The organism is Neorhizobium sp. NPDC001467, assembly GCF_050275975.1.
GTDB lineage: Bacteria > Pseudomonadota > Alphaproteobacteria > Rhizobiales > Rhizobiaceae > Neorhizobium.
The window spans coordinates 61,364-74,539 of the sequence record NZ_JBNNPS010000004.1 but is presented as its reverse complement, the minus strand read 5'-3'; the positions used below and the strand labels follow the sequence as shown (position 1 = coordinate 74,539).

Here is a 13,176-nt window from a genome sequence, read left to right as displayed (position 1 = left end):
TGCCGGATGACCAGAGTGGCCTTGGTATCGGGCGGAACGCGCGGCATCGGCGCGGCAATATGCATCGCATTGCAGGACGCCGGGTACCGTGTCGCCGCCAGCTATGCTGGCAATACCGAGCGTGCAGCAGCCTTCCACGAACAGACCGGCATACCGGTGTTTCGCTGGGATGTGCGTGATTACGCGGCCTGTGTTTCCGGGATTGCGGAAGTCGAGGCGTTGCTGGGACCGGTCGAGGTCCTCGTCAACAATGCCGGTATCACCCGCGACGCCATGTTCCACAAGACAACGCCGGACATGTGGAACGCGGTGATTGCCACCAATCTGACCGGACTTTTCAACATGACGCATCCGGTCTGGCCGGGAATGCGCGCACGCAATTTCGGCCGGGTCGTCAACATTTCCTCGCTCAACGGCCAACGCGGCCAGGCCGGACAGGTGAATTATTCGTCAGCCAAGGCTGGTGACCTGGGCTTTACCAAGGCGCTGGCGCAGGAAGGCGCGGGGCGCAACATCACGGTCAACGCCGTCTGCCCGGGCTATGTCGGCACGGACATGGTGATGGCCATGCCTTCGGATATATTGCGCGAGAAAATCCTTCCGCAAATCCCGGTCGGCCGGCTCGGGACGCCGCAGGAAATCGCCCGCTGCGTGGCGTTTCTGGCATCCGACGATTCCGGCTTCATCACCGGCTCAACCTTCAGCGCCAATGGCGGACAGTTTTTCGTCTGAGCACCGTGCAAAGCAATAAGGGCAACGCAAAACCGGCGCGGAGATGACGATCTCCACGCCGGTTTCAGATGGTTGAACCGTGGAATTAGCGGCAACGAGCTTCGTAGGTGCGGCCGTAACGGTCACGATAGACGCAGTAGCCCTGACGCTTCTGCGATTCACCAACTGCGGCACCGACCAGACCACCGGCAACGGCGCCGACGGCTGCACCACCCCAGCTGTTGGTGACAGCGCCACCAATCAGAGCGCCGGAGCCGGCGCCGATGGCGGTGCCCTTTTCAGTCGAGGTGCAGGATGCGAGAGCGCCGACCATGGCAGCGACGAGCACGATTTTTTTCATAACGACTTTCCTTCCCTAAAAGACGCGGGGTCCCCCGCCAGTTAAATCCTGCCCATCAGAAGCAGAATAATCACGATCAGAACGACCAGGCCCAATCCACCGGACGGACCGTAACCCCACCCACTGCTATAGCCCCAGTTGGGCAGCGCGCCGATCAGGAGCAGGATGAGGATGACGAGCAGGATTGTACCGAGCATTGCAGTTCTCCGACACAAATACGTTTGCGTTGTGACGGCGATAACGTGACGCATGTGCTTTGGTTCCATCGCGCTCAAATCAAGCTTTATAAAGGCTTGATGCGACCGCTTTGGCAACAAATGCAAGGCCTTGGCTGGTCGCGGGGCGACGCCCGCCCTATCTGTTCCCCGTTCAGCACCGATACAGATTGCACGCCCTAGAATGGCGTGTGAATTTCATCAGAGGATGACGCATTGAGCCTGCTGCAGATCTACTGGAGAGCACTGAGATATCTTGGAGCCAACCGCTTCAAGGTGGCAGTTGTGGTGATCGCCAACGTGGTGCTTGCCGCCGTGACCATTATCGAACCGATCCTTTTCGGCCGCATCGTGGATGCGATTTCCTCCAACAGCCCGGTTACGCCGATCCTGCTGATGTGGGGCGGTTTCGGTCTGTTCAATACGGTAGCCTATGTGCTGGTGGCACGTGAAGCCGATCGGCTGGCCCATGGTCGGCGCGCCACGCTTCTGACGGAGGCTTTCGGGCGCATCATTTCGATGCCGCTTGCCTGGCACCACACGCGCGGCACGTCCAATGCATTGCATACGCTGCTGCGCGCTGCCGAGACGCTGTTCGGCCTGTGGCTGGAATTCATGCGCACGCATTTGGCCACTGCCGTCGCCGTGGTGCTGCTGATCCCCACAGCCTTTTCCATGGACTGGCGCCTCAGCCTTGTGCTGATGGTGCTTGCCGTCGTCTACTGGTTTATCGGCCGAACGGTGATGAAGCGCACCAAGGAGGGGCAGGCCTCCGTGGAAAGCCACTACCACACCGTGTTTTCACATGTCAGCGACAGCATCAGCAACGTTTCCGTGGTGCACAGCTACAATCGCATCGAGCAGGAAACGCGGGCACTGCGCGATTATACCAAGAGCCTTCTCGCCGCGCAGTATCCGGTGCTCGACTGGTGGGCGCTGGCCGGCGCGCTCAACCGCACGGCCTCCACTGTCTCGATGGGCGTCATCCTCGTCATCGGGACCGCGCTCGTGCAGCAGGGCGATCTGAAGATCGGCGATGTCATCGCCTTTATCGGTTTTGCCAATCTGCTGATCGGCCGCCTCGACCAGTTGCGCCAGTTCGCAACCCAGATTTTCGAGGCCCGCGCCAAGCTGGACGACTTTTTCGTGCTGGAGGATTCCGTCGAGGAGCGCGAGGAGCCGGCAGGCCTTGCCGAACTTGGCCAGGTCCGCGGCAAGGTCGAATTCCGCAATGTCAATTTCGCCTTCGGCCCCAACGCGCAGGGCGTACACGACGTTTCTTTCGTTGCCAATGCCGGAGAGACGGTCGCTATCGTCGGCCCGACGGGTGCCGGCAAGACGACGCTGGTCAACCTGCTTCAACGCGTCTACGAACCCGATACCGGCAAGATCTTCGTCGACGGCACCGATATTTCCATGGTGACGCGCAAATCGCTGCGCAATTCGATCGCCACGGTCTTCCAGGATGCCGGCCTACTGAACCGCTCGATCAGAGAGAACATTCGCCTTGGCCGTGACGGCGCGACTGAGGAAGAGGTCATTGCCGCCGCGCAGGCCGCCGCCGCTGCCGATTTCATCCAGACCCGTCTCCTGGGTTTCGACACCGCCGTCGGAGAACGCGGCAACCGGCTCTCGGGCGGCGAACGCCAGCGCATCGCTATTGCCCGTGCGATTTTGAAGAACGCGCCGATCCTCGTTCTCGACGAGGCGACCAGCGCGCTCGACGTTGAGACGGAAGCGCGGGTGAAAGACGCCATCGACCGGTTGCGCGAGAACCGCACCACTTTCATTATCGCCCACCGGCTTTCGACCGTGCGCGACGCCGACAAGGTCATTTTCCTGGAACAGGGTCGTATTGCTGAAATGGGCACATTCGACGAATTGAGCGCAAGGGGCGGCCGGTTCGCCTCCCTGCTGCGGACCAGCGGCCTTTTGACCGACGACACCAAGACGGCTGCGGAGTGATTTTGCGGCGGCAGCGATTGCAGCGCCCGCCGTGACTGGCGGGCATTTTTTTGCACGACAGCTGGTGTTTTGCGGGATCACAAGTCAGAGTTTTCCCTTGGCGATCCTCGATTCTCAAAAAACGCCCGCTGTCGTCGCAGGTTATGCGGCCGGGGCACGTCGCGTGCCTCCTAATTCAGTTTTGTAATGGCGCACGACGTGCCCGGTTCGGTGGTTTTCCGCACCCCCCGTCCTTCTGCGGCGGCTCGATGTTCTTGTTGTTATAACGAGCCAATTTGTGTGCGACACACGCATGCCCCGTCGCTGTTAGGCGGGAGGACGACCATTTTCTGCGCCGCTCCGCATGGACCACCTGCATCAAGGTGTCCATGCGACCACCGGCTCTATCTCGGCGGTAATGCGGACCGGTGTAGCTGAAACAGAACGCGATGAGTGACGTACAATCGGAAATGCGTGGATAAACTCGGAGCCAGGTTATTGATATCGTTGAATTAACCTCGCATCGTCCGCCTCTGATATTTCATTTACGTCGAACCTGGTTGCGGTCACATATAAAGCAGCGGAGAAGGTCGGCGCTTTCCTTACGTCATCCGGGCCTTGAGCCGGGATACGACAACCGCGCGTCGGTGCGGTGAGAGAACTCTTCCTTCGAGGTGACTGCATCTGGATCTATCCCGCCGCGGACGCGGCGCTGCTGGATTCCGGCGCAAGGCCGGAATGATGCAGGGACGCAGGGACGCAGGGACGCAGGGACGCAGGGACGCAGGGACGCAGGGACGCAGGGACGCAGGGACGTGTATGCATCACGGGATACTGTCATCTATTTCCTCGATCTCGTCGTCCATTAAAAAACCCGCTTTCCAACTGGAAAGCGGGTTTTTCATTACATCAGCAGAACGACAGGATCACTCCTCTGTCTTCTTGCGTGTCCTTGGCTTGGCGACTGTCGCCGGCTTTTCGGCGGCGGGCGTTTCCGCCTTGGGCTTGGCAACCCGGGCAGGTTTTGCGGCAGCGACCTCCACGGGCTTTTCCGCAGCCGATACGGCCGTCGCCGGTGCAGCAGCAATTGTTACAGGAGCAACCGGAGCGCCACCACCCAGGACAGCACCACCAGACGCATCGAGCGCAGCACCGTTGACAGTCACCGCAAGCTCACCATTGGCAACCCGCTTGGCCGCGACCTTGAACGTTCCTTCCGGCAACGTCAGGTCGAGCTCAAAGCCGTCCCATTCAGCCGGGATGACCGGGTTGACCTGAAGGCGACCACCCTCGCGCTTGATGCCCAGAATGCCTTCGATGGCGGCACGGTAGAGCCAGCCGGCGGAACCGGTATACCAGGTCCAGCCGCCTCGACCTGTCAGGTCGCCGACGCCATAGATATCCGCTGCGATGACATAAGGCTCGACGCGGTACTGTTCGGCCGCATCAGGGGTAAGAGCGTGGTTGACCGGGTTGAGGATCTGGAATGCCTTCCAGGCATCCTCATTGCGGCCCTGCTTAGCCAGCGCCAGCACCACCCAGATGGCAGCGTGGGTATACTGGCCACCGTTTTCACGCACGCCCGGCGGATAGGATTTGATGTAACCCGGATCCTGCGGCGTGTTGGCAAAGGCCGGCGTGAACAGGCGGATGATGCCGGCCTGTTCGTCGATCAGCTTTTCGATAACTGCGTCCATGCCCTGTTTGGCACGCTCCGGATCGCCTTCGCCCGACAGCACGCTCCAGGACTGGCCGAGGCTGTCGATGCTGCATTCGAGGTTTTCCGAAGAACCGAGCGCACCGCCATCGTCGAAATAACCGCGACGATAATAGGAGCCATCCCAGCCCGCCGTTTCCAGCGCCTGCTTGAGCGATGCGAGATGCGCCGTCCAGCGTTGTGCACGGGCCTTGTCGCCACGCTCTTCGGCAATCGGCGCAAAACTGCGCAGCGCGCTGGCCAGGAACCAGCCGAGCCAGACACTGGTGCCCTTGCCGCCGGAACCGACGCGGTTCATGCCGTCGTTCCAGTCACCGCCGAGGATGAGCGGCAGGCCGTTCGAACCTTTACGGTCGATGGCGAGATCGAGAGCGATGGCGGCATGTTCGTAGAGGCTGACCGTGTCTTCCGTCACACCGGGCTGGAAGAAGATATCGTGCTGGCCGGCAGCCAATGCCTGACCGGTGAGGAAGGGCAGTTCCTCGTCCAGCAGGGTCTTGTCGCCGGTGGCCACGATATACTGGTTGGCGGCGTAAGCGAGCCAGACTACATCGTCTGCGATGTTGGTGCGCACGCCGGCACCGGTTGCCGGAAGCCACCAATGCTGCACGTCACCTTCCCTGAACTGACGCGAGGCAGCATTGATGATCTGACGGCGCGCCAAGGCCGGTTCGTGGATGAGGAAGGCCAACGTATCCTGCAACTGGTCTCGGAAGCCGTAAGCGCCGCTCGACTGGTAGAAGGCCGAACGCGCCATGATACGGCATCCCAGCGCCTGATAGGGCAGCCAGTGATTGACCATGTTGTTCAACGCCTTGTCCGGCGTCGAGATTTTCAGGCGACCGGTGAATTCCTGCCAGAAGGCACGGTTGCCATTCAGAATGTCTGCAAAGCTCTCCGAGCGGATGCCGGAGGCATAACCTTCAGCTTCCTCGCGGGTGGCGGCATCACCCAGCGCGTAGGTGATGATCTTTTCTTCCCCCGGCGCAATCTCGACATCCCATGACAGGGCAGCGCAGGGATCGCCATCCAGTTCCATGGCGCTGCTGAGGGCAGCACCGGCAACGACCGCCGACGGCAGCGCTACCGAACCATGACGGCCGATAAATTCGCGGCGGCTGGTGGTGAAACCGGACGGCTGTTCGCTCGAGACGAAGAAGGCCGTGCGGTGGAAATCGTTGCTGAACCGGTTGGTCGCAAAGATCGCGCCGCTTTCCTCGTCACGGGCCGACAGGATGAACGGAGCAGACCGTTTCGGGTTCTGGCCCAGCACCCATTCGACATAACCGTAAACGCGCAGGCGGCGGGTTTCCGAACCGCTGTTGCGGATCTTCATCGAAGACAGCTTGATCGGCCGCGTACGGTCGACGGTTTGCGTCAGTTCGAGCTTCAGGCTTTCGTCATCGGCAGAGAAGACCGAATAACCGAGGCCGTGACGGGCTTCGAATTTTGTTGTCGGACGGCGCGACAGGGCGGCAAACGGCGTGTGCATCATGCCGCTATCGACATCGGTCAGATAGAAACCTTCGCCCGGGCGGTTGATGACCGGATCGTTGGTCCACGGCGTCAGCTGGTAATCACGTGAATTCTGGCTCCACGTGTAACCGGCGCCTTCCGCCGACACGTGGAAACCAAAGCTGTCGTTGGAGATGACGTTGATCCACGGCTGCGGCGTCGAGCCGCCGCCATTGAGGCGCGTGACATATTCCGAACCGTCCTTGGAGAAGCCGCCAAAACCGTTCCAGAAATCGAGGTCGGCAGGGGCTTCGCCGCCAACAGGTGCGCCAAAGTTTTCGGCCGAGAGTAGTGCCTGATGGTTGATCTCCGCCGATGCCGGAGCAAGGGCGGCGGCACGGGTGACCTGATCGATGATCTTGCCGTTGCGGGCATGAAGGACGACGCGGGACGCGGCGATGAGCGCTGCCCAGGTGTCTTCGTCCATCAGGTCGCGGCGCAGCGAGAAGACATGTTCGCGGGCACCTTCGGTCTGCCCGAGCTTGCGGATGTTTTCGCTGAGCTGGTCGATCGCATGCTGCATGTCCTGCGCGTAAGATGCAGGCTTTTCGTTGACGATGACGAGATCGAGCGTGACACCGCGGGAGCGCAGATATTCCTGGGCGGAAAATGCTTCCTTGGCGACGTCCATGTCCATTTCGTCATTGATGCGCAAGGTCAGGATCGGGTGATCGCCCGAAATCGACTGCGCCCACAGCATGGACTGGCGGCCAAGGCCGGTTTCGAGCGTCGCGGCATCGGCGCGCAGGTTCATGTCCGGATAGACAAGGTAACGGCCGATCTGCTGGAAGGCGGCGGCCTGCTGCGAGTTGATGCCGATATGGCGCATCTGCACCTGGACGCGGGTCCAGGCCTGCGTCAGTTCGTGACCGAAGGCATCGGCGTGGCGATAACGTTCGATCGCAACGTCGAGTTCTTCGCGGATCGGGGCAGCGATGGTCCAGAAGATCACCGTCGCCTTCTTGCCGGCCGGTACACGTACGACGCGGCGCAGCGACATGATCGGATCGAGCGTGAAACCATCCGTGCCCGAAAGCGTGGCGTCCTGATCGAAGGCTGCGGCTTCCGAGAGCGAGCGGCCACGACCGAGGAAACGGCGACGGTCGGTTTCGAATTCGGTCGGACGCGACGACCCGGCATTGTCGGCGGCGAGATGCGCCACCCACATGGAGGCATCGCCCGATGTGCGCTTGTTGCGCGTCGCACGGATGACGTCACCACGGCGGCCGATCTCGGTCTTCACGAACATGCGCGAAAACACCGGATGGGCGCTGTCGTCATTGTCGTGGGCGATGACCGGTTCGAGATAGGAGGTGACCTCGATATAGCGGTCTTCCGAGCCGGTGTTGAGCAGCGTCAGGCGGCGGCCTTCGGCATCGTGCTCGGTGGCGACGATACATTCGACCGTGCTGGTCAGCGTGCCGACCGTCTTGTGGAATTCGGCCTTTTCGTCACCGAAGACGGCCTTGGTTTCCTCGCCTTCGATACGGCGCGGTTCTGCTGTCGTCGACCACCACTGATTGGTGGCGGTGTCGCGCAGGAAGATGAACTGGCCCCAGCGATCCTCGGTCGGATCCGGCTTCCAGCGGGAAACGGACAGGCCGTTCCAGGTGGCATAACCGGTGCCGGTGGAGGTGAGCATCGTCGAATAATGACCGTTCGACAGGAACACCAGCTGGCGATCCTGCACCGCCGGATCGGTGATGGTGCGGATTTCCGAGCGCAACAGTTCGCCCTGACCGCTGCCGGGGGTTTCCTCGTGCTTGGCGCTCATGACCGGCACTTCGCGCGGCGCCTTTTCCTGCAACAGCAGTTCGGCGGCTTCGATCACCGGATCAGCATGGAAGAGTTCACGCAGACGACCGTTGAAGACGACGTTGGCAATGGCTGCAATCGACATGCCATGGTGGTGGGCATAATAGTTGTAGACCACGGCGCAACGCTTGCCTTCCGGCACGCGGGTTGGCGTGAAATCGACCGCATCGTGGAAACCGTATTTGCCGAGCGCACCGACGGCGCGCAGCTTTTCGAGGTTTTCCAGCGCCGCATGCGGGGCATACTGGCTGGCAAGGATCGAGGCGTAAGGCGCAATGACGGCGTTCTGGCCAAGACCGCGCTTGAGGCCGAGCGAGGGCACGCCAAAATTGGTGTACTGGTAGTTCAACTGATGGTCGCGGGCATTGAACGCCGCTTCCGAAATACCCCACGGAATACCCAGACGACGGCCGTGGTTCATCTGTTCCAAGACGATCAGGTTGTTGGTCTGGTTGAGAATGCCACCCTGACGCTCCTGCATGACGAGCGGCGGCATCAGATATTCGAACATCGAACCCGACCACGAGATCAGTGCCCCGCGCGAACCGATCGGCACGACCTGACGGCCGAGGCGATACCAGTGTTCTGTCGGCAGATCGCCCTTGGCGATGGCGAACAGGCTGGTGAGACGGCATTCCGACGCCAGAAGATCGTAGCAGGCTTCGTCGAGTTCGTTTTCCTCGTGACGGTAACCGATCGACAGAAGGCGACGGTCCTTGTTGTAGAGGAAGGTGAAATCCATCGCGAAGGCGAGCGAGCGGGCCTTGTCGCGCAGTACGGCGAGGCGTTTGCGCATCAGTTCCAGCGTCGAATGATCGAAGGTGGTGTCGGCGATATGGGCTTCGCAGGCGGCGACCAGGAATTCGGTCCAGTGCACCACTTCGCCCGACTGCGTCGAACCGACCTCGTGATCGAGATTGACGGCGAGCTTCTGGATGTCACGCGCCAGAACCGAGAGGTTGATGATGCGGATCGAGGCGAATTCGTGCTCGCGTTTGACGGCAGCAAGTGCGCTGGCAAAGCCGGCAATACGCTCTTCCAGACGACGACGCAGCGGACGCACGGTCTTGCGGTCGTCCGGCAGCGATTTCAGGTTTTCGCTTAAGATTCCGGCAACATCGCCAATACCATCGAGATTGCCCTGAAGATGCGCCGACGGCGCTTCCGCCCATTCGCGGCAGGCCGAAGAAATAGCAATCAGGTGACCGGCAAGGTTGCCGCTGTCGACCGTCGAAACATAACGGGCGCCAAGCGTCTTCAGCGTATCGGTGTAATACCAGTTGAACAGATGGCCGCGATACTTGTCCATCTTCTCGACGGTCGCGAGCGTGTTTTCGATACGCTCGACGGTTTCCGTAAAGCTGATCCAGCCAAAATGGCGGGCCGACACGGTCGAGAGAAGATAGACGCCGATATTGGTGGGCGAGGTGCGCTTGGCAATGATCGGTTCAGGACGTTCCTGAAAATTGTCCGGCGGCAGGAAATGCTGCTCTTCCGTGACGAAGGTCTCGTAATACCGCCAGGTGCGACGCGAGATCTTGCGCAGTTCGACGGAAACTGGCTCGGGAACGAAGAGCTGATCTTCGGTTTCAGCCGACTGGCTGACATACCAGGCAACGAGCGGCGACAGGACCCAGAGGACGACGAAAGGCACACCGATGAGGAAGGCATTGTCTTCCGGAAGCGCCGCCAGGAACAAAGCCAGCAGCGCCACGACAGGAGCGTGCCACATCTGGCGATAATAATCCGCCGGGCTCCCCTGTGCTGCGCCTTGAACGGAGGCGGCGGTGCGCCATTCCAGCATCAGCTTGCGGCTGACGAACAGGCGATAAAGCGAACGCACGATGGCGTCGGTCATCATGCAGGCGGAGTCTGCAATGAAGACGATACGCAGCGCGACCTGCGCATTGGCATCACGCACATCGGTCCACAATGAATGGAAATGCGCGCGCGGCACGATATCGGTCGAGCCCGGCACGATGCCGCGAATGAGCGACAGGGTCGGTGCCACGAACAGCATGAAGATCAGCAGGATCTGCCAGATCAGCGCCCCGAGCGGCGACATGAAATACCAGCCGAGGACGGAGGCGAAGAACCAGGCGATCGGGGTGAGCGAACGGCGCAGATTGTCGATCATCTTCCAGCGGCCGAGCGCGGTGACTCCGCGCATCGGATCAAGGATGTAAGGCAACAACTGCCAGTCGCCCCGCGCCCAGCGATGCTGACGCGAGACTTCGACCTCGTAACGGGTCGGAAAGTCCTCGACCAGTTCAACGTCGGTGACCAAAGCGCAGCGCGTGAAAGACCCTTCGAGAAGGTCGTGGCTGAGAACCGTGTTTTCCTCGATGCGGCCACGCAGCGCGTGTTCGAAAGCATCAACGTGATAAAGGCCCTTGCCGGTGAAGGAACCTTCGCCGGTCAGGTCCTGATAAACGTCGGAAACCGTGAAGACATAAGGATCGACGCCGCGGCTGGCGGAATAGATGCGCTGGAAGACCGAGGCATCCTTGCCCGTGGTCAGCGACGGGGTGACGCGCGGCTGCAGCAGGCCGTAACCCTGAACGACGCGACCGGTGCGCGGATCGTGGACCGGACGGTTCATCGGGTGATGCGCCTTGCCGACCAGTTTTGTCACGGCATCGCGCATCAGACGCGTATCGGCATCGAGCGTCATCACGTACTGGACGTTTTCCGGCACGGTGTTGGCGCCGGCCATATAGGTCGTGTCCTTGTCGCCACGCAGCAGCATGTTGAGTTCATGCAGCTTGCCGCGCTTGCGCTCCCAGCCCATCCACGCACCTTCGGACGGATTGTAGAGGCGACGGCGATGCAGCAGGAAGAAGCGGGTGCCGCCATCAAAAGCATAGCGGGCGGAAAGGTTGGCGACTTCGCGCTTGGCGTATTCGAGAACTTCGAGATCGCCTTCGGCTTCTTCGACCTGGGCATCGCGCCAGTCGCTCAAAAGCGCGAAATAGACTTCGCCGCGCGGATTGGCGAGGTAATGGACTTCCAGATTGCGGACGAGTTCATCGACCGTATCGCGATTGTTGATGAGGCAGGGCACGACGACGAGCGTGCGGGCTTCTTCCGGCACGCCGGCCTTGAACTCGTAACCGACCAGACGCGCCGGTTTCACCACATAGGTGACCAGCGTGTTGAACAGGCCCGTTGCCCCCTCCGATGCCGGCAGCGCGAACATCAGGAGGAATAGCAGGATGACCGGCCATGACATTCCGGACGAGGCCAGGAAATAACCGACGGCAGCCAGAACCAGCGCCGTCAGAAACAGAACCGGACCGGCAACAGAGAGCCAGCGCATGCCCTGAACGGCAGCAAGGAAGGACTGCCCGGGACCGCGCTTGTAGCCGATCGCCTTTTCAAGCTCCTGCTGGTACATGCCGACAAGAAAAGCGCCGACATTGGCCCTGTGCGGATCAGCCTCCGGCGCCCTCGCGGCGTCTTCGGCCAGTTCGATGGCCGCCTTGGCAACATCGATTTCCGATTTCTTCGTCCGGCGGGCAAGCTTTTCGACCCGGTTACGGTACGAATTGCGCGAACCGAAATCGAGAACCTGGTAATCGCTTTGCTCGCGAAACACCTGGTCGACAAGGCAGACTTCCTCGAACCAGACGCTCCATTCGGTATCGTCGATTTCCCGCAGGCTCTTGATGATATTGCCCATCGTGACATTGCCGGAGGACAGGCGGTTATGCTCCGCCATCATCACATCTTCGGCGTCGGTACCGGTGCGACGCAGGCGCTCTTCCAACCAGTCGATCGCAAAACCCAGGTTTTGCGGCGCGTTACGCAGGCGATAGAGGAACTGCGTATTGAACGTGTTGTCTTCGGTCAGCGGCTCGATCCGGGCAAGCAGTGCCGCACTGGCGTTCTCGTCGCTGAGACGGATGATCTCGTCGGCCGCCTCGTTGGCCTTGAGGCGCATGGCGCGCGAACGAGCGACGCGAACCGCGATGCGGCGTGCATTTTCCACCAGCACGAAACGCAGGAAGGACGGCAGCGCCCAGAGCTCGCCGATCTGCAGCGGCTGGTGGACCTGAAATCCTTCGGTGATTGCGGTCAGCTTGTCGCGCGACACGGTGCTGTGGGTGTGACCGACATAGAGCCACGCCATGACCAGAACGCGCGGCAACGCCATATTGCCGACTTTCATCACCGGCAGCTGGTTATAGAACTTCTTCGGAAAGTCGCGGCGGACTTCCTGGATAGCTTCCTCGACGATGTAATGGTTGTCGATCAGCCATTCAGCGGCCGGGGTGATCGTCGCGCCGGCATCGACGTCTTTAGCCGTGGTCCGGTAGACCTTTAGGATTTCCGCTTCGTTTTCCCGATGCCGTTCGCGAAACGAGAAGGCCATCAAGCCGGGCAGTGTCTGCGCACCATCGCGCGCCAGCTTTTCCCCGCAGTCGCGAAGCTCCTCTATCGTCAGATAGGTCGCGCGGATCGCCTCGTTATGGTCGATCTGCCGGGTGTCGGTCTCGCGAGGGGTGTTCGGCGTATGATGAAAGGACATGTCTCGGCTTCTGAAAGAGGAATGTCGAATAGGCGCTGAGGGACTTTGAGGGTCCGGCCCCCATCTGTCATTTCGCTGCAGGCATTCTCCAGGCCAGGCCCGGACGACGCTGCAGGCAGGGAGGAGATAGAGGCCAACCGCAATATGGCAAATTGAAAGACGGCAATGGCTTACCTCTCCTCCCGCAACTTTTGGGATTGACCGGTCTATCGCCGGCGGCCTGAATGAAACCTGAACGTATTCAGCCAGTTGCAACTGCAAATATGATGGTTTTGCGACAGAGAGAGGCAGGCGTGATCGCCAGTCGTGCCGAATACTTCGCAGGGCTGGCAGCCGGTGCCGTGTGCAGGAGCAAGAGGACACCCCA

Annotated in this window: 4 protein-coding genes and 1 pseudogene; 2 read left to right on the top strand and 3 right to left on the bottom strand. The window is 60.8% G+C overall.

The features are described 5' to 3' along the window. Positions 1–6 precede the first annotated feature (6 nt). Positions 7–732: an acetoacetyl-CoA reductase gene (gene phbB, locus ACQKKX_RS10665; RefSeq protein ID WP_427570670.1), complete on the top strand. Its 726-nt coding sequence runs from the start codon at positions 7–9 to the stop codon at positions 730–732. A gap of 85 nt (positions 733–817) precedes the next feature. Here phbB and ACQKKX_RS10660 read toward each other — a convergent pair whose 3' ends face one another. After that, a complete protein-coding gene (locus ACQKKX_RS10660) occupies positions 818–1,072 on the bottom strand; it encodes a YMGG-like glycine zipper-containing protein (RefSeq protein ID WP_427570669.1) in 255 nt (84 codons plus the stop codon). A gap of 41 nt (positions 1,073–1,113) precedes the next feature. Beyond that, on the bottom strand, positions 1,114–1,269 hold the full coding sequence (locus ACQKKX_RS10655) for a DUF3309 family protein (protein WP_427570668.1): 156 nt from the start codon (positions 1,267–1,269) through the stop codon (positions 1,114–1,116). Positions 1,270–1,503: 234 nt separating this feature from the next. On the opposite strand from ACQKKX_RS10655, the gene ACQKKX_RS10650 reads away from it, so the two are divergent. Beyond that, on the top strand, positions 1,504–3,252 hold the full coding sequence (locus ACQKKX_RS10650; protein WP_427570667.1) for a glucan ABC transporter ATP-binding protein/ permease: 1,749 nt from the start codon (positions 1,504–1,506) through the stop codon (positions 3,250–3,252). 1,097 nt (positions 3,253–4,349) lie between these two features. On the opposite strand, the pseudogene ACQKKX_RS10645 reads toward ACQKKX_RS10650, so the two are convergent. Next, positions 4,350–12,809, bottom strand: a pseudogene (locus ACQKKX_RS10645) (GH36-type glycosyl hydrolase domain-containing protein); the annotation flags it as partial. Positions 12,810–13,176: the final 367 nt, after the last annotated feature.